This is a genomic window from Streptomyces sp. NPDC104367, assembly GCF_055583825.1.
In genome coordinates, this window is the sequence record NZ_JBVJND010000010.1 from 272,660 (window position 1) to 294,056 (window position 21,397).

At 72.4% G+C, this 21,397-nt stretch carries 17 protein-coding genes; 8 read left to right on the top strand and 9 right to left on the bottom strand.

What is annotated here, in order from left to right; all coding sequences use genetic code 11:
- The first annotated feature begins 20 nt into the window (after positions 1-20).
- Positions 21-569 (top strand): DUF6114 domain-containing protein, encoded by a 549-nt coding sequence (locus ACZ619_RS17970; RefSeq protein ID WP_469599644.1) that lies wholly within the window; start codon positions 21-23, stop codon positions 567-569.
- The gene (locus tag ACZ619_RS17975) at positions 559-1,902 is read left to right on the top strand and encodes a hypothetical protein (protein ID WP_469599645.1); all 1,344 of its coding nucleotides are present in this window, start codon (positions 559-561) and stop codon (positions 1,900-1,902) included. The genes ACZ619_RS17970 and ACZ619_RS17975 overlap by 11 nt, the downstream gene beginning before the upstream one ends.
- Before the next feature lie 98 nt (positions 1,903-2,000).
- Here ACZ619_RS17975 and pyk read toward each other — a convergent pair whose 3' ends face one another.
- The 3 genes from pyk to pta form a co-directional block, all read right to left on the bottom strand.
- Positions 2,001-3,425: a pyruvate kinase gene (pyk, locus tag ACZ619_RS17980; RefSeq protein ID WP_469599647.1), complete on the bottom strand. Its 1,425-nt coding sequence runs from the start codon at positions 3,423-3,425 to the stop codon at positions 2,001-2,003.
- Between the two features lie 80 nt (positions 3,426-3,505).
- Positions 3,506-4,717: an acetate kinase gene (locus ACZ619_RS17985; protein WP_469599649.1), complete on the bottom strand. Its 1,212-nt coding sequence runs from the start codon at positions 4,715-4,717 to the stop codon at positions 3,506-3,508.
- Entirely contained in the window at positions 4,714-6,828 is a 2,115-nt protein-coding gene (gene pta / locus ACZ619_RS17990; RefSeq protein ID WP_469599651.1) for a phosphate acetyltransferase, read from the bottom strand. The genes ACZ619_RS17985 and pta overlap by 4 nt, the downstream gene beginning before the upstream one ends.
- A 178-nt stretch (positions 6,829-7,006) precedes the next feature.
- Here pta and ACZ619_RS17995 point away from each other — a divergent pair, with 178 nt between their 5' ends.
- Positions 7,007-8,032, top strand: coding sequence for an ATP-dependent 6-phosphofructokinase (locus tag ACZ619_RS17995; protein ID WP_469599653.1), 1,026 nt, complete (start codon positions 7,007-7,009; stop codon positions 8,030-8,032).
- Between the two features lie 34 nt (positions 8,033-8,066).
- Here ACZ619_RS17995 and ACZ619_RS18000 read toward each other — a convergent pair whose 3' ends face one another.
- The 3 genes from ACZ619_RS18000 to ACZ619_RS18010 form a co-directional block, all read right to left on the bottom strand.
- Entirely contained in the window at positions 8,067-8,780 is a 714-nt protein-coding gene (locus ACZ619_RS18000) for an XRE family transcriptional regulator (protein WP_469599655.1), read from the bottom strand.
- Between the two features lie 163 nt (positions 8,781-8,943).
- Positions 8,944-9,402: a TIGR03618 family F420-dependent PPOX class oxidoreductase gene (locus tag ACZ619_RS18005; protein ID WP_469599657.1), complete on the bottom strand. Its 459-nt coding sequence runs from the start codon at positions 9,400-9,402 to the stop codon at positions 8,944-8,946.
- A 33-nt stretch (positions 9,403-9,435) separates the two neighbouring features.
- Positions 9,436-10,344, bottom strand: a complete 909-nt coding sequence (locus tag ACZ619_RS18010; RefSeq protein ID WP_469599659.1) for a 5'-methylthioadenosine/S-adenosylhomocysteine nucleosidase family protein — start codon at positions 10,342-10,344, stop codon at positions 9,436-9,438.
- Between the two features lie 85 nt (positions 10,345-10,429).
- On the opposite strand from ACZ619_RS18010, the gene ACZ619_RS18015 reads away from it, so the two are divergent.
- The gene (locus ACZ619_RS18015) at positions 10,430-10,999 is read left to right on the top strand and encodes a hypothetical protein (RefSeq protein WP_469599660.1); all 570 of its coding nucleotides are present in this window, start codon (positions 10,430-10,432) and stop codon (positions 10,997-10,999) included.
- Positions 11,000-11,009: 10 nt separating this feature from the next.
- Positions 11,010-14,264 carry a tetratricopeptide repeat protein gene (locus tag ACZ619_RS18020; protein ID WP_469599662.1) on the top strand — a complete coding sequence of 1,085 codons (3,255 nt, stop codon included), beginning with the start codon at positions 11,010-11,012 and terminating at the stop codon, positions 14,262-14,264.
- Here ACZ619_RS18020 and ACZ619_RS18025 read toward each other — a convergent pair.
- Together ACZ619_RS18025 and ACZ619_RS18030 are read right to left on the bottom strand one after the other, a co-directional pair.
- Positions 14,149-14,829 (bottom strand): response regulator, encoded by a 681-nt coding sequence (locus ACZ619_RS18025; protein ID WP_469599664.1) that lies wholly within the window; start codon positions 14,827-14,829, stop codon positions 14,149-14,151. The two genes, ACZ619_RS18020 and ACZ619_RS18025, sit on opposite strands and share 116 nt — an antisense overlap.
- Positions 14,822-16,444, bottom strand: coding sequence for a sensor histidine kinase (locus ACZ619_RS18030; RefSeq protein ID WP_469599666.1), 1,623 nt, complete (start codon positions 16,442-16,444; stop codon positions 14,822-14,824). Before ACZ619_RS18030 ends, ACZ619_RS18025 begins: the two co-directional genes overlap by 8 nt.
- Positions 16,445-16,564: 120 nt before the next feature.
- Here ACZ619_RS18030 and ACZ619_RS18035 point away from each other — a divergent pair, with 120 nt between their 5' ends.
- On the top strand, positions 16,565-17,965 hold the full coding sequence (locus tag ACZ619_RS18035) for a cation:dicarboxylate symporter family transporter (RefSeq protein WP_469599711.1): 1,401 nt from the start codon (positions 16,565-16,567) through the stop codon (positions 17,963-17,965).
- A gap of 58 nt (positions 17,966-18,023) precedes the next feature.
- Here the strand turns inward: ACZ619_RS18035 and ACZ619_RS18040 are convergent, their stop codons facing one another.
- Complete coding sequence (locus ACZ619_RS18040) at positions 18,024-18,653, bottom strand: TetR/AcrR family transcriptional regulator (RefSeq protein ID WP_469599667.1); 630 nt, start codon at positions 18,651-18,653, stop codon at positions 18,024-18,026.
- A gap of 188 nt (positions 18,654-18,841) precedes the next feature.
- On the opposite strand from ACZ619_RS18040, the gene ACZ619_RS18045 reads away from it, so the two are divergent.
- Positions 18,842-20,515 (top strand): MFS transporter, encoded by a 1,674-nt coding sequence (locus tag ACZ619_RS18045; RefSeq protein ID WP_469599669.1) that lies wholly within the window; start codon positions 18,842-18,844, stop codon positions 20,513-20,515.
- A gap of 87 nt (positions 20,516-20,602) precedes the next feature.
- Positions 20,603-21,376, top strand: a complete 774-nt coding sequence (locus ACZ619_RS18050; RefSeq protein ID WP_469599671.1) for a DUF2127 domain-containing protein — start codon at positions 20,603-20,605, stop codon at positions 21,374-21,376.
- The last annotated feature ends 21 nt before the right edge of the window (positions 21,377-21,397 follow it).

The following is a 21,397-nucleotide window of genomic DNA, read 5'->3' on the forward strand; positions in this document are numbered from 1 at the left end:
GCACCAGGGAGCTGTTTTCCATGAGCGCCGAGACTCCTGCCGCATCCGGTCAGTTCACCCGCCGGAGGCTGCAGTTCCGCTCCTGGCGGGGCACACGGCCGTTCTGGGCCGGTCTGTACATCCTGCTGGCCGGTTTCCCGATCATGTACTTCCCGTACGCGCATCTCCAGATCGGCAGCCTCACGGTGGCGATGGCCACCACGGCCGGCGCCGGATCCCTGATCATCGGCGTGCTGCTCGTCGTGCTGGGTGTCAGCGTCTGGTACCAGAGGCACATCCGCACCTTCGCGGGAGTCGCCGCGATCCTGCTGGCACTGGTGTCCCTGCCGGTGTCCAACTTCGGTGGCTTCGTCATGGGCTTCCTGCTCGCGCTGATCGGCGGAGCGATGGCCGTGGCCTGGGCGCCCGGCGTCCCCCCGCAGCCGCAGCCGGAGGGCGACGTCCCGCCGGCCGGGGACGACACCCCGGACGAGGTCCCCTACTTCCAGGGGCCGGACTTGGGCGATTCGAACGACCTGTCAGGAACGAGCCCGGCGAACGGGGCGAACGGGAGGCACAGTGCCGGCTGACGAGGCGACCCACGGGACTGATGTGGACGAGTCCCGTGCGAGATCCGGGCCCCGCCACGCGGCACCCAAGAAGCCGCTGTTCACCAGGTTCCACATGCCCGCGGGCAAGGCGATAGCCTCCGTCGCGATGCCGACGGCCGTGATCATGGGCATGGGCTTCACCTCGACGCTCGCCATCGCCGACTCCAGCAGCACGTCGTCGGCGTCGTCGAAGAGCCTGGCCGAGGACTACAAGGACTGTGTCTCCGCGCTGGAGTCCGCCTCGCCCTCCGCGAGCGCGAGCGACGACTCCACGGCGTCGGCCACACCGTCCGCCACCGCGTCCGCCGACGCGAAGGACTCGACGTCGTCGTCGGACAAGTCCTCCTCGTCGGACTCGGGTTCGGACGACACGAGCACACCGACGCCGTCCGCGTCGAAGTCGTCCTCCTCGTCGGACTCGTCCTCGGACGATTCGGGCTCGGACGGCGCGGCCAGTGCGACGCCGTCCGCCTCCGCGAGCAGCAGCAGCACCGGCAGCGGTCTGCTGGACTCGATCGGGGACGCCATCACCGGCATCCTCAGCGGCGGTTCCACGACGGACACGTCCTCGTCGGACTCCACCGCGAGCGCGACCCCCTCGCCGTCGGCCTCCGCGTCGTCGGACTCGGCGTCCTCGTCCGACAAGGACACCAGCGCCTCCGACACCGTCAAGGACACGGTCTCCAAGGCCGCCGAGACGGTCACGGACACCGCGAAGGACGCCACCGACACGGCGACCGAGGCGGCGGACGACGCCACCGAGGCCGCCGCGGACGCGACGTCCAGCGCCTCGCCGAGCGCCTCCGCGAGCTCCACCACGTCGGCCGACGACTGCGAGGCCGCCACCGACGACGAGAGCGGTGTCGACAACAAGGTCGCGGTGGCGGACGACCCCTGGTACCTCAGCGCCAGCTCGCTGCTCCTCAAGAGCGCCGACTACCAGGGCATCGTCGAGGTGAAGACGGCCGGCGGCCAGAAGAAGAAGGTGCTGAAGTACGTCATCTCCGGCGGCACCGACATCGGTGACCTGCACCAGACGGTGAAGGACACCACCCTGGACAAGACGTACCACGTCCAGGCCGCCTCCGGTTCGACGTCGACCATCCGCGACGGCGACACGGTGATGTACACGGAGTCCATCTCCGGCAACCTCTTCGGCCTGATCCCGATCACCTTCACGCCGGACAACCCGCCGCCGCTGAACATCCCGCTCATCTACTTCACCAACGTGAAGGTCGTCCAGGCCGCCCAGTTCGGCGGTACCCTGCACGTGCCCGGGATGCACGTCTACACCACCGACGGCACCGGCTGATCACCACCACGAGCCCGTTCGGGAGCCGCGCAACACCTGAGGGCGCCCCCCTTCCCGGGGGGCGCCCTCAGCGCCGTTCAAGACCCTTTGCGGTCAGGTCACTTGCTGCCGCCGATGTGGTGCACGCGGATCATGTTGGTGGTGCCCGGGACACCGGGGGGCGAGCCGGCCGTGATGATCACGGTGTCGCCCGGGTTGAAGCGGTTGATCTTGGCGATCTCCTGGTCGACCATGTCGACCATCTCGTCCGTGGTGTTCACGAACGGGACCACGTGCGACTCCACGCCCCAGCTGAGGGTGAGCTGGTTGCGGGTGTTCTCGTCGGTGGTGAAGGCGATGATCGGCTGCTGGGCGCGGTAGCGCGACAGCCGGCGGGCGGTGTCACCGGACTGGGTGAAGGCCACCAGGCCCCGGCCGCCGAGGAAGTCCGCGATCTCGCACGCGGCGCGCGCGACCGAACCGCCCTGCGTGCGCGGCTTCTTGCCCGGCACCAGCGGCTGGAGGCCCTTGCTCAGCAGCTCCTGCTCGGCCGCCGTGACGATCTTCGACATCGTCTTCACGGTCTCGACCGGGTAGGCGCCCACGCTCGACTCGGCGGACAGCATGACCGCGTCGGCGCCGTCCAGGATCGCGTTGGCCACGTCGGAGGCCTCGGCGCGGGTCGGACGGGAGTTGGTGATCATCGACTCCATCATCTGGGTCGCCACGATCACCGGCTTGGCGTTGCGCCGGCACAGCTCGATCAGGCGCTTCTGCACCATGGGGACCTTCTCGAGCGGGTACTCGACGGCGAGGTCGCCACGGGCGACCATCACGGCGTCGAACGCCAGCACGACGCCCTCCATGTTGTCGACCGCCTGCGGCTTCTCCACCTTGGCGATGACGGGGACCCGGCGGCCCTCCTCGTCCATCACCCGGTGGACGTCGTTGACGTCCTTGGCGTCCCGCACGAAGGACAGCGCGACCATGTCGCAGCCCATCCGCAGCGCGAACCGCAGGTCCTCGATGTCCTTGTCGCTCAGCGCGGGCACGTTGACGGCCGCGCCGGGCAGGTTGATGCCCTTGTGGTCGGAGACGACACCGCCCTCGATGACGATCGTCCGCACCCGCGGGCCCTCGACGTCCAGGACCTTCAGTTCGACGTTGCCGTCGTTGATGAGGATCTGGTCGCCGCGCGAGACGTCGCCCGGCAGGCCCTTGTAGGTCGTACCGCAGACGGTCTTGTCGCCCGGGACGTCCTCGGTCGTGATGACGAACTCGTCACCGCGCTCCAGCTCCACCGGTCCCTCGGCGAAGGTCTCCAGACGGATCTTCGGGCCCTGGAGGTCGGCGAGGACGCCGATGGCCCGGCCGGTCTCCTTGGCGGCGGCCCGGACCCGGTCGTACCGCCCCTGGTGCTCGGCGTGCGAGCCGTGGCTGAAATTGAACCGGGCCACGTTCATGCCGGCCTCGATCATGGAGACGAGCATCTCGTGGGTGTCGACCGCGGGGCCGAGAGTACAGACGATTTTCGAACGGCGCATGGGGCGATCCTATCGGTTTGTTTCGCTACGGAATATTCCGTCTGGTGGAAGATACAAATGGGCGCTAATGTGCTCAGCTGTTAATTCCGACCGACGCCGACCAGCGCGTACGTCTGGGTGGCGATCTCCAGTTCCTCGTCGGTCGGCACCACGGCGACCGCGACCCGCGCGGCCGCCGGCGATATGAGCCGCGGCTCGTCGGCGCGTACGGCGTTCAGCGCCGGGTCCACGGCGAGCCCCAGCCCCGCCAGACCCGAGACCGCGGCCTCCCGTACCGGTGCCGCGTTCTCCCCGACGCCCGCGGTGAAGGCCACGGCGTCCACCCGGCCGAGAACCGCGTAGTAGGCGCCGATGTACTTCTTCAGGCGGTGAATGTAGATGTCGAAGGCCAGCTTCGCCTGCTGGTCGCCCTCGTCGATCCGGCGACGGATCTCCCGCATGTCGTTGTCACCGCACAGACCGAACAAACCACTCCTCTTGTTGAGAAGAGTGTCGATCTCGTCCATGGACATTCCGCCAACGCGCGCCAAATGGAAAATGACGGCCGGATCCAGATCGCCGGAACGCGTCCCCATGACGAGTCCCTCCAAAGGCGTCAGCCCCATGGAGGTGTCCACGCACCGGCCGCCCTCGACCGCCGACGCGGACGCCCCGTTGCCGAGGTGCAGCACGATCACGTTCACCTCCTGCGGCGCCCTGCCCAGCAGCCGCGCGGTCTCCCGGGACACGTACGCGTGCGAGGTGCCGTGGAAGCCGTAGCGGCGGATGCGGTGTCGGTCGGCGATCCTCGGGTCGATCGCGTAGCGGGCCGCGGACTCCGGCATCGTCGTGTGGAACGCGGTGTCGAACACGGCGACCTGCGGCAGGTCCGGGCGCAGCGCCCGCGCGGTGCGGATACCGGTGAGGTTGGCCGGGTTGTGCAGCGGGGCGACCGGGATCAGCCGCTCGATCTCGGCGAGCACCTCGTCGTCGACGACGGTCGGCTCGGTGAAGAACATCCCGCCGTGCACCACCCGGTGCCCGATCGCGGCCAGCTCCGGCGAGTCGAGCCCCAGCCCGTCCTTCGCCAGCTCCTGGGCCACCGCCTTCAGGGCGGCCTCGTGGTCGGCGATCGGACCGTTCTGCTCCCGCACGTCACCGGTGAGCGGGCAGGTGTGCTTCAGCCGCGAGGTCTGCTCGCCGATCCGCTCGACGAGGCCCAGCGCCAGCCGGCTGCTGTCCCGCATGTCCAGCAGCTGGTACTTCACCGACGAGGAGCCGGAGTTGAGGACGAGGACACGGGTCGGGCTCACTGCTGGTACGCCTTCGCGCTCGGGGACCGGTCCGCGTTCCGGTCCGGGTTCTGGGCCTGGATCGCCGTGATGGCGACGGTGTTGACGATGTCCTGGACGAGAGCGCCCCGGGACAGGTCGTTGACGGGCTTGCGCAGACCCTGGAGCACCGGCCCGACGGCGATCGCGCCGGCCGACCGCTGCACGGCCTTGTAGGTGTTGTTGCCGGTGTTCAGGTCCGGGAAGATCAGCACACTGGCCTGCCCGGCGACCTGCGAACCCGGCAGCTTGGTCGCGGCCACGCTCGGCTCCACGGCCGCGTCGTACTGGATCGGCCCCTCGATCAGCAGGTCGGGCCGCCGCGAGCGCGCCAGCCCGGTCGCCTCCCGCACCTTGTCCACGTCCGCCCCCGAACCCGACGTGCCCGTCGAGTACGACAGCATCGCGATCCGCGGCTCCACGCCGAACTGGGCGGCGGTCGCGGCGGACTGGATGGCGATGTCGGCGAGCTGCTCGGCGTCGGGGTCCGGGTTGACCGCGCAGTCGCCGTACACCAGCACCTTGTCGGCCAGGCACATGAAGAACACCGACGAGACGATCGACGCACCGGGCCGGGTCTTGATGATCTCGAACGCGGGCCGGATGGTCGCCGCCGTCGAGTGCACCGAACCGGACACCATGCCGTCCGCGAGCCCCTCCTGCACCATCAGGGTGCCGAAGTAGTTCACGTCGGAGACCACGTCGTAGGCCAGTTCCACGGTCACGCCCTTGTGGGCGCGCAGCAGGGCGTACTGCTCGGCGAAGGTGTCGCGCAGCTCGGAGGTGGCCGGGTCGATCAGCTGCGCGTCGCCGAGGTCGATGCCGAGGTCGGCGGCCTTCTTGCGGATCTGGTCGACGGGACCGAGCAGGGTGAGGTCGCACACCCCGCGGCGCAGCAGCACCTCCGCCGCGTGCAGCACCCGGGTCTCGGTGCCCTCCGGCAGGACGACCCGGCGCTTGTCGGACCGGGCCTGTTCGAGGAGCTTGTGCTCGAACATCATCGGGGTGAGCCGGCCGGTGCTCGGCGCCGAGACCCGGCCGTTGAGGTCCGCGGTGTCGACGTACCGCTCGAACAGGCCGAGCGCGGTCTCCGCCTTGCGCGGGGTGGCCGCGTTCAGCTTGCCCTCCAGGGAGAACAGCTGGGCGGCGGTCGGGAAGCTGTTGCCGGCCACCGAGAGGACCGGGGTGCCCGGGGCGAGCCGGGCCGCGAGGGTGAGGACCTCGTCGGTGGGCCGCTCGTTCAGGGTGAGCAGCACCCCGGCGATCGGCGGGGAGCCGGCGCTGTGCGCGGCCAGCGAGCCGACGACCAGGTCGGCGCGGTCGCCCGGGGTGACGACCAGGCAGCCGGGGGTCAGGGCGGGCAGGAAGCTCGGCAGCATCGCCCCGCCGAAGACGAAGTCCAGCGCGTCCCGGGCGAGCCCCGAGTCGTCGCCGAGCAGCACCTTCGCGCCGAGCGCGTGGGTGATCTGGGCGACCGTCGGCGCGGACAGCGCCGGTTCGTCCGGCAGTACGTAGGTCGGCACCGGCAGCCGGTCCGCTATTCGCCCGGCTATCTCGTCGCGGTCCTCGCGGGCGACCCGGTTGGCGACCATCGCCAGCACGTCGCAGCCGAGCCCGTCGTACGCCCGGAAGGCGTTGCGGGTCTCCGCGAGCACCGACTCCGCGTTCTGGTCGCGGCCGCCGACCACCGGGATCACGGAGGCGCCGAACTCGTTGGCGAGCCGGGCGTTGAGGGACAGCTCGTCCGGGAACTGGGTGTCGGCGAAGTCGGTGCCGAGGACGAGGACGACGTCGTAGTCGCGGGCGACCAGGTGGAAGCGGTCGACGAGGGTGGAGAGCAGTTCGTCGGCGCCCCGCTCGGCCTGGAGGGCGGACGCCTCGTGGTAGTCCATGCCGTAGACGGTCGCCGGGTCCTGGGAGAGGCGGTACCGCGCACGCAGCAGCTCGAACAGGCGATCGGGTCCGTCGTGGACGAGAGGGCGGAAGACCCCGACCCGGTCGACCTGCCGGGTCAGCAGCTCCATCACGCCCAGCTCGACCACCTGGCGGCCGTCGCCGCGGTCGATCCCGGTCACGTACACGCTGCGCGTCACGTGTGCACTCCGTTCCTTCTCGGGTTCCGTCTCAAGGTTCCGTCTCAGGCGAAAAAATCCCTCTTGACAGTACCCCCCGTGCCGGATAAGGCGCCCGTCAAGATTTCATCGCCCCCAAACGGCATGAAACAATCGGATCGGCTCACCGGTCACGACAGCGAGCAGGAGACACACCACCATGCGCATCGGAGTTCTCACCGCAGGCGGCGACTGCCCCGGCCTGAACGCCGTCATCCGATCGGTGGTACACCGGGCTGTCGCGCAGTACGACGACGAGGTCATCGGATTCGAGGACGGCTTCCGGGGTCTGCTCGACAGCCACTACCGCCCCCTCGACCTGGACGCCGTCGGCGGCATCCTGGCCCTCGGCGGCACGATCCTGGGCTCCTCGCGACTGGAGCGGGACCGCCTGCGCGAGGCCTGCGACCGGGCCACCGACATGGTCGCGGAGTTCGGCATCGACGCGCTGATCCCGATCGGCGGCGAGGGCACGCTGACGGCGGCCCGCATGCTGTCCGACGCCGGCCTGCCGGTCGTCGGTGTCCCGAAGACCATCGACAACGACATCTCCTCCACGGACCGCACCTTCGGCTTCGACACCGCGGTGGGCGTCGCCACGGAGGCCATGGACCGGCTGAAGACCACCGCCGAGTCCCACCAGCGGGTGATGGTCGTCGAGGTCATGGGCCGGCACGCGGGCTGGATCGCCCTGGAGTCCGGGATGGCGGCGGGCGCGCACGGCATCTGCCTGCCCGAGCGCCCCTTCGACCCGGCCGACCTGGTCAAGATGGTCGAGGAGCGGTTCTCCCGCGGCAAGAAGTTCGCCGTCGTGTGCGTGGCCGAGGGCGCTCACCCCGCCGAGGGCACGATGGACTACGGCAAGGGCGAGATCGACCAGTACGGCCACGAGCGCTTCCAGGGCATCGGCACGGCACTGGCGTACGAGCTGGAGCGGCGGCTCGGCAAGGAGGCCAAGCCGGTCATCCTCGGCCACGTCCAGCGGGGCGGCACGCCGACCGCGTACGACCGCGTCCTCGCGACGCGGTTCGGATGGCACGCGGTGGAGGCGGCGCACCGCGGGGACTTCGGGAGGATGACCGCGCTGCGCGGCACGGACATCGTCATGGTGCCGCTCGCGGAGGCGGTGACCGAGCTGAAGACGGTCCCGAAGGACCGGATGGACGAGGCGGAGTCCGTCTTCTAGCCCTCCGGTCCCGGTCCGGCCGGCGGCCCCCGGATCAGGGCTGCCGGCTCTCCGCCGCGCTCCAGAAGTGGGCGACGATCCTGGTCAGGAAGGCGTCGCCCAGCTGCTGGGCCTGCTCGGCGGCGGGGGAACCGCCCCATGACAGCGTTGCCGTCATCCGGCCCTGGTACTCCTCGTGCAGCGCGCGCACGGTGTCCTCGACGAGCCGCTTGTCCAGGGGGACGACCTTGGTCACCTGGCGCACATAGGCCTGCCAGCGGGTGGTGACCGCGGCGCGCAGCAGCTCCGCCAGCTTCTCCTCCCTGCCCGTGACGGCGACGAAGTCCGGCAGGGAGAGCCGCAGCACCTCGGCCAGGGCGGTGGACTGGCGCTCGCTGCCGCGCCACTCCTCGTCCTCCTCCATCGACAGGTAGGCCGTCAGGTCGAGGCCGACGGCCGGTGCCACGTCCTCCGGGGCGAGGCCGCGGGCGATCCGGTGTTCGCGCAGGGTGCGCGGCCGGCCGATCAGATCGCCCGGGGCGCACCACAGCACCCCGGCCAGCGCGGTGAGTTCGGGGCTCGTCGGGATCAACGCCCCGCGTTCCCAGGCGAGTACGAGATCCGGCGTGGCGTACGGCATTCCGTACGAAGCCGCCAGATGATGGGCCACGTGCTCGGGCCCCATGCCGAGAGCGGCACGGAGCTGACGGGCGGCGGGGGCGTTGAAGGGGGGACCTGGCTGGTTCGGCAGAGCTGGGGGTCGGCGCACAGCCGACAAGGTAAGGGTGCCCGGCCGAACTGACTACGGTCCGTTCGGCCAGGAACACGGATTGTGGGAACGTACGGATTCCCGTGCCGTCCTTACCTGTTCATCCCTTGACGGCGCCGGGCCGCCGCGCCACGAGGAGGCCGGCAGGACCACCGGCGTCCGTTCAGCCGTCGACGTCGAGGACCGTGCCGTACAGCCGGTCCACCTTCAGCCGGACGACCAGCCGGCGTTCGGCGACCAGTTCGGCCAGGAACGCGGCCTCGTCGTCGGGCCTCGCGTCGTCCGGGACCATCCCCAGCAGCTCCCGTCCGACCGCGTCGCCCGGAACCGTCGTGGTCCCGGAGACCTCGGCGTCGCCCTCCGCGACGGCGAACGACCACACATCGCCGCCCGGCACATGCAGCGCCGCACGCGGATCGCGCCGCAGGTGCTGGACCTTGACCCGGTCGGCCGTGGTCGAGAACCGCAGGACACGGGCCCCGGGATCCCAGCTGTAGACCATGGTCGTCAGGTGGGGGCGGCCACTGCGCCCGACGGTGGCGAGCGTGCCGAACCGCTGCCGTCCCAGCAGGTCGCAGAGGGCTTCGTCGGACAGTGTGCGAGGTTCCGGTCGTCGGGTCATGAAGCGCTCAACGCCCTTGGCCGCCCAGTAATTTCACGGACCCGACGGACCCGACGGACCCGACGGACCCGGCGAGCCGGACGGACCCCGCCCCGGTCCGCAGGCGCGCTTGCCGGTCACGGGCCCGTGGAAGGTCCCGCCGCGGAAGTCGATGTGGTCCCCGCCGTAACGCGCTCCGGTACCGTCCTCGCGGCCGGAGACCTCCCGGGGCCGGTGTCTGCGCAGTACCTCCACCGCGACCAGCGCCGCGCGCCGGGCCGCGAGCCGCTGCGAGCCCGAGGCGTCGGCCCGCTGCTTGCCGGCGTCGGCGAGGTCGCTGATGCCGCGGATCACCAGGGTGTCCAACTGCCCTTCGAGGTGGGCCGCGTGGGCGGCGCCCGAGCCCTCCATCTCGATCGCGCAGGCGTCGTTGTAGTGGTGGCGGACGTGGGCGGCGAAGGCCGACCTGTCGTCGGCCAGGACCACGTCGCCGACCGCGACCGGCTTGCGGTGCCCCCGGATCTCCGGCATGTCCCGCAGCGCGCACCGCGCCGCCTGCACCAGCCGGTGCGAGCCCTGCCAGACCTCGGGACGGGCCTGGAAGCCCTCCGGGGTCTGCTTGCCGCCGTGGACGGCGTACACCTTGGTGCCGACCACGACGTCCCCGATCTCGACGTCGCTCCCCAGGCCGCCCGCGACCCCGATGAACAGCACCGCCTCGGGGCCGAGCCAGTCGACGAGCTGTGTGGTGAGGGCGGCGGCGGTCAGGGCGCCCACGCCCAGCTCCGCGAGGGCCACGGTCCACCGCGTGTCCGCGAGCCGGCCGAGTTCGGCCCGGGTGCCGGTCCGGGGGTGGACGATCTCCTCGGCGCCGGTCAGATGGGCGCGTACCGCGTCGTACTCCTCCGGCAGGGCGGTGAGGAGGACGGCTGCGGCGCTGGGACGCGGTCGCTTCGCGGGCATCCGTCCACGGTAGCCGCAAGCCGCCGGGCCGTACGGAGGTATGGTCGTCCGGCGTGGGCCGGGCCGTCGGGCGGGGGAGAGCCGTATGCCGGAACAGGACGTCACCGTGGGGCAGTTGCTGCTTGCCGAGTACCAGACGGTCAAGGACGAGCAGAAGGCGCGGATCGGGTTCCGGGACAATCTGCTGTACGTGACGCTCGGTGTCGTCGCCGCCGTCGTCGCCGCGGCGGCGCAGGCGAAGCAGGCGTCGATGCTGCTGGCGCTGCCGCCGGTGTGCGTCGTGCTCGGGTGGACGTACCTCGTCAACGACGAGAAGATCTCGGCGATCGGCCACTACGTGCGGGACGAGCTGGGGCCGAGGCTCGGACAACTCGCCTCCACCGGACCGGACTTCGCCACCTTCGGCTGGGAGGCCTATCACCGCACCGACGTGCGGCGGCGGTCGCGCAAGCTCATCCAGGCGGTGATCGACCTGACGGCGTTCTGCGCGGTGCCGCTGGCCGCGCTGGTCGTGTTCTGGGGGAGCGGGGACGGCGGCGGGCTGCTCGTCGTGCTGTCGGTGCTGGAGGCGCTCGCCGTGCTCGGGTTCGGGGTGCAGGTGCTGCTGTACACGAGACCCGCGAGGCCGGCGGCGCCCGCGGGGCCCCCGGCATAGGTTCCGGGCCATGGGGACGGGTACGAGGGCCGCGCTGCTCGCGGCCCTCGCCGAAGGAGCCGGCGGGGACGCCGGACGGCGGGCGCTGGCGGAGCTGGCGCGGTCGCTCGGCCGGGAGCCGGGCGGGCCGGTGGCGGCGCTCGCCGCCGCGGCGGACTGCGCGGCGGATGGTGTGGTGGACGGTGCGGCGGATGGTGCGACGGACTGCGCGGCGGATGGTGCGGCGGACTGCGCGGTGGACGGTGTGCGGGAGCGGGAGGTCTGGCGGGGCTGGGGTGAGCGGGTGGCGGAGCTGCTCGCCGGGAATCCCGAGGCCGCCGGGGCCGTCGTCGCGGCCATGGAGCGCTGCGCGCCGGGCAGCACGGCCGGCTGGTACCGGGGCGACCACACCGACTTCCGGGGCGGGGTCTTCCACCGCGAGGTGATCGGCGTCCAGGTCGTGATCCGGACGGACGGAGCCGCCGCCCCGCCGGAGGCGCTCGCCTCGCTGCCCGCCCGGCAGCCGGGGTTCACCGGACGGGACGAGGAGACCGCCCGGCTGCTGCGCGCGCTCGACGACTCCGCCGCGGTGCTCGTCACCGCCGTGTCCGGGCTCGGCGGCATCGGCAAGACCGCGCTCGCCGTGGAGGCCGCGCACCTGGCGTGCGGGAGGGGCCGGTTCCCGGGCGGGGCGCTCTTCGTCGACCTGCACGGGTACGACGGGGAACCGGTCACCGCGGAGCGGGCGCTCCGGTCCCTGCTGCGGGCCCTCGGGGTGCCGCCCGAGCACATACCGGCGGGGGCCGACGACCGCGCCGCCCTCTACCGGTCGGTGCTGGCCGAACGCGCCGGACGGCACGGGCCCGTGCTGCTCCTCGCCGACAACGCCTCGTCGCCGGACCAGGTCCGCCCGCTGCTGCCGGGCGGCGCCGGGCACCGGGTGCTGGTCACCTCGCGCGACCGGATGCCCCAACTCGGGGCGCGCATGGTGCCGTTGGAACAGCTCGGTGCCGAGGCCGCGGTGGGGCTGCTGGCGCTCGCGCTGCGGATCGCCGACCCGGACGACAACCGGGTCGGCGACGCCCCCGAGGCCGCGGCACGTCTCGCGCGGCTGTGCGGGTATCTGCCGCTCGCCCTCCAGATCGCCGCCGCGCTGCTGGCCGGGGACCGGGACCGGCCGCTCACGGAACTCGCCGGCGAACTCGCCGCCTCGCACGACCGGCTCGCCGACCTGGACGACGGTGAGCGCAGCGTACGGGCCGCCTTCGACCTCTCCTACCGACGGCTCCCGGCCCCCCAGGCCCGACTCCTCCGCCTGCTCGCCCTCGCCCCGGGCCCCGAGATCAGCGACGAGACGATGACCGCCCTGACCGGCGACTCGGGGGCGGTGCGGGGGACGCCTGGGAGGCCGGGTTCGTCGGGGGAATCGGGGGCGCCGGGGGAGTCGGCGCGGGCGTTTCTCGGCGATGCGGGGTCGGGCTCGGGGCCGGTGGCGTGGGAGTCGGGGGCGTCGGCGCGGGCGTTTCTCGGCGAGGAGCGGCCAGGGTCGGGGTCGGGTTCAGGCTCGGGGTCGGGTTCGGGGCCGGGGTCGGGTTCGGGGCCGGGGTCGGTGGCGCGGGAGCCGGGGGAGTCGGCGCAAGCGTTTCTCGGCGAGGCAGGGCCGGGGCCAGGCTCGGGGCCGGGGCCGGGGCCGGGGCCGGGGCCGGGGCCAGGCTCGGGGTCGGGGTCGGGGCCAGGGTCGGGGTTGGCGGCGGGGGTGGGTTCGCTCGGGCGGGAGTTGCGGGGGTTGGTGCGGGCGCATCTTGTGGAGCGGGGCGGTGGGCCGGGGTGGTGGCGGCTGCACGATCTCGTGCGGGTGTTCGCGGCGGGGGTGGTGGCGGCCGACGACGCGCTGCGGGAGGAGGGGGAGGCGGCCAGGGAGCGGCTGATCGAGTCCTACGCGCGGTGGGCGCGGGCCGCCGACGCCCGGCTGCGCCACCGGCCGGACAGCGCGGAGCCGGAGCGGTTCGCCGACCTGGAGCAGGCGCTGGCCTGGTTCGACGGGGAACGGGCGGGGCTGGTCGCGGCGGTGTCCTGGGCGCGGCAGGAGCGGTTCGCGGACGCTGCCGTGCGGGTGGCCGAGCACCTCGGGGCGTATCTCGGACGGCGGCGGCTCGCCGACGACTCGATGACCGTCGTCCGCGCGGTCCAGGAGGCCGCGTACCGGGAGGGCGACCCGCGGTTCCGGGCCGCCGTCTGGAACAACCTCGGCACCGCCCTGCTGGAGGCGGGCCGGCCGCAGGACGCGCTGGTGGCCCTGGCCCGTGCCATGGACCTGCACCTGGCCGTCGCCGACCGCCGCGGCGAGGCCGAGACCTGGAGCAACCTCGGCATCGCCCTGGGCCGGGCGGGCCTCGCGGACGCGGCGGTCGAGGCCCACACCCACGCCCGCGACCTGCTCCGGGCCGAAGGCGACCCCGGCCGCGAGGCCGCCGCGTGGAACAACCTCGGCAACGCCCTGGTCGCGGTGGGACGGGTGCCGGAGGCGATCGACGCCCTGCTCCGGGCCCGCACGCTGCATCGCGGCGCCGGCGAGCGCCGCGGCGAGGCGAGCGCCCTGGACAACCTCGGCATCGCCCTGCGCGCGGCCGGCCGGCCCGACGAGGCGGCCGAGGCCCACGACACGGCCGTACGGCTCCACCAGGAGTCCGGGGACTGGTACGCGGCCGGCACCGCCCTGCACAACCTGGCCCTCGCACACCACGGCGCGGGCCGGCCCGCCGACGCCCGCGCCGGCTGGCTCGGGGCCGCCGACGCCTACACCCGCGGCAGGGCCCCCGCCGAGGCCGGCCGGGCCCGCGCCCGGGCCGCCGCCCTCACCGGCCCTGCTCAGACCGGCCCTGCTCAGACCGGCCCTGCCTCGACCGGCCCTGCCTCGACCGGCCCTGCTCAGACCGGCCCTGCCTCGACCGGCCCTGCCTCGACCGGCCCTGCCTCGACCGGCCCTGCCTCGACCGGCCCTGCTCAGACCGGCCCCGCCTCAACCGCCCCCGCTCAGACCGCCCCCGCCTCAATCGCCTCCGCCCAGCCCGCCGCCGCTCAGCCCGCCGCCGCTCAGCCCGCCGCCGCTCAGCCCGCCGCCGCTCAGCCCGGCCCCGCCCAGCCCGGCCCCGCCCTCACCGGCCCCGCCCTCACCGGCCCCGCCCCCACCGGTACACCAGCTCCGGCCTCCCCACCTGCCCGTACAGCGGACTGCGCCCCGCCCGGCCCGCCTCCACCAGGTGTTCCAGATAGCGGCGGGCCGTGATCCGGGAGATGCCCACGCTCTCGGCGAGGGCCGCCGCGGTGAGGCCCTGCGCCGCCTCCCGCAACGCGACCGTCACCCGCTCCAGGGTCGGCGCGCTCAGCCCCTTGGGCAGCGCGGCCGGCGTCGGCGCGCGCAGGGCGGCCAGCGCCCGGTCCACCTCGTCCTGCCCGCTCGCCTCGCCCGCCGCCGCCCGGAACTCCGCGTAGCGGGTCAGCCGGTCCCGCAGGGTCGCGAAGGTGAACGGCTTCAGGACGTACTGCACGACGCCCAGCGAGACGCCCTCGCGCACCACCGCCAGATCCCGCGCCGACGTCACCGCTATGACGTCCGCCTGGTGCCCCGCCGCCCGCAGCGACCGCGCGAACTGGAGCCCGTGCACGTCCGGCAGGTGCAGGTCCAGGAGCAGCAGGTCCACCGGCGTACGGTCGAGGACGCGGCGCGCCTGTGCCCCCGTGTGCGCCTTGCCGACCGCCACGAACCCCGGCACCCGTCCCACGTACATCACATGGGCGTCCGCGGCCACCGGATCGTCCTCCACCACGAGCACCCGGATCGGCTCAGCCATCCGCGGTCACCCCCGACGCCCGCAGCGGCAGCCGTACCTCGAACACCGCCCCGCCCCGGGGGGCCTTTGCCACCGTCAGCGTCCCGTCCAGCCGTACGACCGCCTGGCGCACCAGCGCCAGACCCAGCCCGCGCCCGCCCGGTCCGGCCGGCTTCGTCGAGTAGCCCCGCTGGAAGACCAGCTCCGCACGGGCGGGATCCACCCCCGCCCCCGTGTCCGTCACCCTCATCACCAGTTCGTCGTCCTCCGCGTACGCGGTCACCGTCACCCGTGCCCCGGTACTGCCCTGGGCCGCGTCCACCGCGTTGTCGATCAGGTTGCCGAGGATCGTCACGAGATCGCGCGGCGACAGGCTCCCCGGTAGCAAACCGTCATCCAGCCGGCTCTCGTCCGAGACCACCAGCTCCACGCCCCGCTCGTTCGCCTGGGCCGTCTTCCCCAGCAGCAGTGCGGCGAGGACGGGCTCGCCGACCGCCGCCACCACCCGGTCGGTCAGCGCCTGTGCCAGCTCCAGCTCCGCCGTCGCGAAGTCGACGGCCTCCGGGGCCCGCCCCAGCTCGATCAGCGAGACGACCGTGTGCAGCCGGTTCGCCGCCTCGTGCGCCTGCGACCGCAGCGCCTGGGTGAAGCCCCGCTCGGAGTCCAACTCGCCCATCAGTGACTGGAGTTCGGTGACATCGCGCAGGGTCGCGACCGTTCCCCTGCGCTCGCCGCCCGACACCGGTGAGGTGTTCACCACCAGCACCCGGTCCGCCGTCAGATGCACCTCGTCCACCCGCTGCTCCGACGCGAGCAACGCACCCGTCAGCGGCGCCGGCAGCCCCAGTTCGGCCACCGACCGGCCCACCACGTCCCCTTCCGGGCCGACCCCCAGCAGCTCCCGCCCCCCGTCGTTGATCAGCGCCACCCGGTACTGCCCGTCCAGCATCAGCAGCCCCTCGCGCACCGCGTGCAGCGCCGCCTCGTGGTAGTCGTGCATCCGGCTCAGCTCCGCCGCGTTCATGCCGTGGGTGTGGCGGCGCAGCCGGGCGTTGATCACGTAGGTGCCCAGCGCGCCCAGCACCAGCGCGCCGGTCGCCACCCCCAGCAGCGCGGTGACCTGCTCCTGAACGCGCCGGCTGATCGCCTCCACCTTGATGCCCGCGCTCACCAGGCCGATCACCCGGCCGTTCTCCGTCACCGGGGTCACCGTCCGCACCGACGCGCCCAGCGTGCCCTTGTAGGTCTCGCTGTAGGTGTGGCCGCGCCGGGCCGCGTCGATGTGGCCCAGGTAGCGCCTGCCGATCTCCCTGCGCTCGGGATGGGTCCAGCGGATCCCGTCCGGGGTCATGATCGTGATGAAGTCGACCTCGGTGCCCCGCATGACCTGGAGGGCGTACGGCTGGAGCAGCGCCGACGGGTCCGTCGTGTGGATCGCCGTACGCACCGAGGGGGCGTCGGCCACCGACCGTGCCACCGCCGTCGCCTGCCGCCTCGCCGCGTCCTCGGCCTGGTGCCGGTCGCTGACGTAACTGAACAGCGCGTACCCGGCGACCAGCACCGCTATCAGCACGGCCTGCATCGCGAACAGCTGTCCGGCGAGGCTTCGGGGACGGGGGACGTGCGGGAGGCGCATGTCAGCAGTGTGCCCCGGGGGTTAAGCGTGAACTAAATGAACGGAAGGGTGACCGCCCTCACAGAGCGGGAGATAGTCACGGCATCCCCCATAACCCCGGACGTGAGCCGCACGCCGGTGATGCCGACGAAGACGTCAAGGAGGCGAGCCGTGACGACGACGCCTACGGCCCCAGCCGCACCCGCCGCCAGGAGAGACCGCACCCACTACCTCTATATCGCGGTGATCGTCGCGGTCGCGGTCGGTATCGCGGTCGGTCTGATCTGGCCCGATGCCGGGGTCGAGCTGAAGCCGCTCGGTACCGGGTTCGTCAATCTGATCAAGATGATGATCTCGCCGATCATCTTCTGCACCATCGTGCTCGGTATCGGGTCCGTACGGAAGGCCACCAAGGTCGGCGCCGTCGGCGGTATCGCGCTCGGCTACTTCCTGGTGATGTCCCTGGTCGCGCTGACCATCGGGCTCGTCGTCGGCAACGTCCTGCACCCCGGTGACGGGCTGCACATCACCAACGCCGTCAAGGCCACGGGGCACAGCCAGGTGGACGCCGAGGCGCTCGGCCCGGTCGACTTCGTGCTGTCGATCATCCCGACCACGTTCGTCTCCGCCTTCACCGAGGGCCAGGTGCTCCAGACGCTGCTCATCGCGCTGCTCGCCGGGTTCGCGCTCCAGGCCATGGGATCGGCCGGCCAGCCGGTGCTGCGCGGCATCGAGCACGTCCAGCGGCTCGTCTTCCGCATCCTGGGCATGGTCATGTGGGCCGCGCCGATCGGTGCCTTCGGAGCCATCGCCGCCGTCGTGGGCTCCGCCGGACTCGACGCGCTCAAGAGTCTCGCCGTGCTGATGCTCGGCTTCTACGTGACCTGCTTCCTCTTCGTCTTCGTGGTGCTCGGCGCGGTACTGCGGGCGGTCTCCGGGCTGAACATCTTCACGCTGTTCAAGTACCTCGCCCGCGAGTTCCTGCTGATCCTGTCCACCTCCTCCTCGGAGTCCGCGCTGCCGCGGCTCATCGCGAAGATGGAGCACCTGGGCGTCAGCAAGCCGGTCGTCGGCATCACCGTCCCGACCGGGTACTCCTTCAACCTCGACGGCACCATGATCTACATGACCATGGCCTCGCTGTACATCGCCGACGCCCTCGGTACGCCGATGTCGGTCGGCGAGCAGATCCCGCTGCTGCTCTTCCTGCTGCTGGCCTCCAAGGGCGCGGCCGGGGTCAGCGGCGCCGGTCTGGCGACCCTCGCCGGCGGTCTCCAGTCGCACAAGCCCGCGCTGGTGGACGGCGTCGGCCTGATCGTCGGCATCGACCGCTTCATGAGCGAGGCCCGCGCCCTGACGAACTTCGCCGGCAACGCGGTGGCGACGGTCCTGATCGGCACCTGGACCAAGGAGATCGACACGGCCCGGGTGCGCCAGGTGCTCGCCGGCGAGCTGCCGTTCGACGAGAAGACGCTCCTCGACGAGAGCCAGGGGGCCACCCCGGACCTGCCCGAGCAGCGGGAGGAGCTGGCCAAGGCCTAGCGCCGCCTGAGAGGCTTCCGCACGTCCGGCCCGGCCTGAACCCGGGCCGGCCGTCCGGTCACCACTCGCTCAGCCCGGCCACCAGCGCGGTGGCCTCGGAGGCGGGCACGCCCGCCGCGGTCAGTACGCTGACCGCGGCGGAGCGGCCCGCCTCCGCCGCGTCCACCAGGCCGTCGTTCACCGCCTCCATCACGGCGAAGAGCATCTGCTCGTGGACGTAGGCCAGCGCCGGTGCCGGCAGCGGCGAGGTGAACACGCCCTCGTCCAGGCCGCGCCGCAGCAGCGCCGTCTTGGTCTCGCGCAGGGGCGTGAGCCGGTCGCGGATGCCCTGCACGGTGACCGTGCGCTGGGCGAGGCCCACCAGCAGCCGGTAGCGGTCGGCGATCTCCCAGATCGCGAGCACCGAGCGGGCCACGGCCTCCGCCGGGTCCGCCGACTCCCTGCGGGCCCCCGCGTCGGCGGCCGTCAGCGCCTCCACGGCGCCGTCGACGAGCGTGCCGATCAGCGCCTCACGGCTGGGGAAGTGGCCGTACACGGTCCGTCGTACGACCCCCGCGGCGCGTGCGATCTGGTCCATCGAGGCGTCGGGGTCGCGCAGCAGTTCGGCGAGGGCGACGTCGAGGATGCGGCGCCGGTTGGCGTCGGCGCGGGTGCTGGTGCCCGTGTTACCGGTGGTCATGGCTGCCATTCTGCCTGCCCCGCGGGGGCGCTCACGGTCCCTCCGCAAGGGCTTCACCTCCTCCGTTTGCACGCCACTGTGCAGATCCCTTACATTGCACATGGTTGTGCAATTGCATGTCGATGTGCAAGTACCCGCACCGCCGCCGTGCGCATCCGACCATGCGCATCCGAAGCGTGAGGAAGGCGATCCCTGCCATGCGACTCGTCGTGAACGAACCGGTCGAGCGGACGGAGCGGCCCTATCCGCGCCGCTGGTGGGCGCTGCTCGTGCTCTGCCTGAGCCTGCTGATCATCGTGATGGCCAACACCGCCCTCACCGTCGCCGCGCCCGACATGACCACCGACCTCGGCCTCAGCAGCGCCGACCTCCAGTGGGTCATCGACGGCTACACCGTCCCCTACGCCGCGCTGATGCTGCTGCTCGGCGCGATCGGCGACAAGTACAGCCGCCGCGGCGCGCTCGTCCTCGGCCTCGTCGTCTTCGGCGGCGGATCCGTCTTCGGCTACCTCGCCGACAGCTCCACGACCGTGATCGCGGCCCGCGCCGTGATGGGCGTCGGCGCCGCCCTGATCATGCCCGCCACCCTCTCCCTGCTCGCCGCGACCTTCCCGCGCGCCGAACGCGCCAAGGCGATCACCCTGTGGACCGCCACCGCCGGACTCGCCATCGCCGCCGGACCGGTGGTCGCCGGCGCCCTGCTGCGCGACCACGGCTGGTCCTCGACCTTCCTCATCAACGTGCCGATCGCCGCCGTCGCCGTCGTCGGCGCACTCGTCCTCGTCCCCCCGTCCAGGGCCGGCCACCACGACCGCATCGACCACGTCGGCGGACTGCTGTCCGTGCTCTGGATCGGCTCGCTGGTCTACACGATCATCGAGGGCCCGCACTTCGGCTGGGGCGTCAAGGCCGTCACGGCGGCCGTCGTCGCGGGCGCCGGCCTCGTCGCCTTCGTCCTCTGGGAGCTGCGCCACCCGCGCCCGGTCCTGGACGTCCGCCGCTTCTCCCAGCGCCGCTTCGCCGGCTCCAACCTCGCCGTCGCCCTCTTCTTCCTGGCCGTCTTCGGCGCCTTCTACTACCTCACCCAGCACCTCCAGTTCGTCCTCGGCCACGACGCCCTCGGCACCGGCGTGCGCATGCTCCCGCTGGCCGGCGCGGTCTTCGCCGGCTCGGCCCTGACCGGCTGGCTCACCCCGCGCGTCGGCATGAAGTGGACGGTCACCGCGGGCATGGCCGGCGGCACCGTCGCGCTGGCCCTGCTCACCCGCGTCGACGCCGCGTCGACGTACGGCGACTTCGTCGCCCCGCTGATCGTCCTCGGCCTCGCCATCGGCCTCGCGCTCTCGCCCTGCACCGACGCGATCATGGGCGCCTTCCCGGAGTCCGAGCTCGGCGTCGGCGGCGCCGTGAACGACACCTCGCTGGAACTCGGCGGCTCCCTCGGCATCGCCGTCCTCGGCTCGCTCCTCGCCACGTCCTACGGCGACCGCCTCGCCGACGCCACCAGCGGCAGCGAGCTGCCCGCGAGCACCCTCGCCACCGCCCAGGACTCGGTCGGTGCCGGCTACGCGGTCGCCCAGGGCATCGGCGAGAAGGCGAGCGAGGCCGCCGCGGCGGCGGCCCGGGCCACCGACCCCCAGCAGGCCGCCCAGCTGACCGCGCAGGCCCGGCAGCTGGCCCGGGGCGCCCAGCAGATGGCCGAGGCCGTCGGCTCCTCCTTCGCCCACGCCGTGGCCCACACCAGCCTGGTCGGCGCGCTCGTCCTGGGCGTGGGAACCGTACTGGTCGCGGTGCTGCTGCCGGGCCTCGGGAAGCCGGAAACGGAAGCTCCGGCCGAGGACCGGGAGCTGGCCGGCAGCGGCGTGAACTGACCCCTCGGCCACGCCTGTCACCCGTATCCACTAACGTGCCGTTCCTGTTCGACCGGAACGGCACGTCGGCGTGTGGAGGCACGGGGGATGAAGATCGACTGGGATCGGCGGCACTGCGCGCGCAAGGGGCATGTGACCTATGCCCCGGACGACCCGCGGCTGCGGGTGCGGCTGCACGCGCAGACCGCGCTCGGGGACGTGTGGCGCTGCCTGCGCTGCGGTGACTTCGTGCTCGGCGAGCCGCACGGCTCCGGACCGGCCGCGGACGCCCCGCTGGTGCCGCGCGGGAAGGTGCTGCGGGACCTTTTCATCCTGCGCTTCCTCGCCGTCGAGCGGGCCGTGCGCGGGGTCTTCATCGTGCTGGTCGCGGTCGCCGTATGGAGATTCAGCAACAGCCAGGACGCGGTACGCCGGCTGTTCAACGAATACCTGAACACGTTCCGGCCGGTCTTCCGGCACTTCCACTACGACCTCGACCATTCACCCGTGGTGGGCTCCATCCAGAAGGCCTTCGGATACAAGCACTCCACGCTGCTGCTGGTGGCCGGACTGCTGCTGGCGTACGCGCTGATCGAACTCGTCGAGGCGGTCGGCCTCTGGTACGCCAAGCGCTGGGCCGAGTACCTCACCGTGGTCGCCACCGCCGCCTTCCTGCCGCTGGAGATCTGGGAACTGACCGAGAAGGTCAGCTACCTGAAGATCGCGACCCTCGTCCTGAACATCCTCGCCGTGCTCTACATCGCCCTCGCCAAGCGGCTCTTCGGCCTGCGCGGCGGCCGCAGGGCCTTCGACGAGGAACGGCACAGCGCCTCCCTGCTGGAGGTCGAGGAGTCCGCGGGGGTCAAGCCGAGCTTGCCTTGACGCCGACGTCAACGCCTACCG

Excerpts from the sequence above, each read along its gene's own strand:
- ACZ619_RS18025 (WP_469599664.1), bottom strand. The coding sequence starts at position 14,829 with ATGGCTGAGCCGATCCGGGTGCTCGTGGTGGAGGACGATCCGGTGGCC.
- ACZ619_RS18015 (WP_469599660.1), top strand. The coding sequence starts at position 10,430 with ATGCCGGAACAGGACGTCACCGTGGGGCAGTTGCTGCTTGCCGAGTAC.
- ACZ619_RS18040 (WP_469599667.1), bottom strand. The coding sequence starts at position 18,653 with ATGGCAGCCATGACCACCGGTAACACGGGCACCAGCACCCGCGCCGAC.
- ACZ619_RS18005 (WP_469599657.1), bottom strand. The coding sequence starts at position 9,402 with ATGACCCGACGACCGGAACCTCGCACACTGTCCGACGAAGCCCTCTGC.
- ACZ619_RS18030 (WP_469599666.1), bottom strand. The coding sequence starts at position 16,444 with ATGCGCCTCCCGCACGTCCCCCGTCCCCGAAGCCTCGCCGGACAGCTG.
- ACZ619_RS18045 (WP_469599669.1), top strand. The coding sequence starts at position 18,842 with ATGCGACTCGTCGTGAACGAACCGGTCGAGCGGACGGAGCGGCCCTAT.
- pyk (WP_469599647.1), bottom strand. The coding sequence starts at position 3,425 with ATGCGCCGTTCGAAAATCGTCTGTACTCTCGGCCCCGCGGTCGACACC.
- ACZ619_RS17970 (WP_469599644.1), top strand. The coding sequence starts at position 21 with ATGAGCGCCGAGACTCCTGCCGCATCCGGTCAGTTCACCCGCCGGAGG.
- ACZ619_RS17995 (WP_469599653.1), top strand. The coding sequence starts at position 7,007 with ATGCGCATCGGAGTTCTCACCGCAGGCGGCGACTGCCCCGGCCTGAAC.
- ACZ619_RS18050 (WP_469599671.1), top strand. The coding sequence starts at position 20,603 with ATGAAGATCGACTGGGATCGGCGGCACTGCGCGCGCAAGGGGCATGTG.
- ACZ619_RS18035 (WP_469599711.1), top strand. The coding sequence starts at position 16,565 with ATGCCGACGAAGACGTCAAGGAGGCGAGCCGTGACGACGACGCCTACG.
- ACZ619_RS18020 (WP_469599662.1), top strand. The coding sequence starts at position 11,010 with ATGGGGACGGGTACGAGGGCCGCGCTGCTCGCGGCCCTCGCCGAAGGA.
- ACZ619_RS18010 (WP_469599659.1), bottom strand. The coding sequence starts at position 10,344 with ATGCCCGCGAAGCGACCGCGTCCCAGCGCCGCAGCCGTCCTCCTCACC.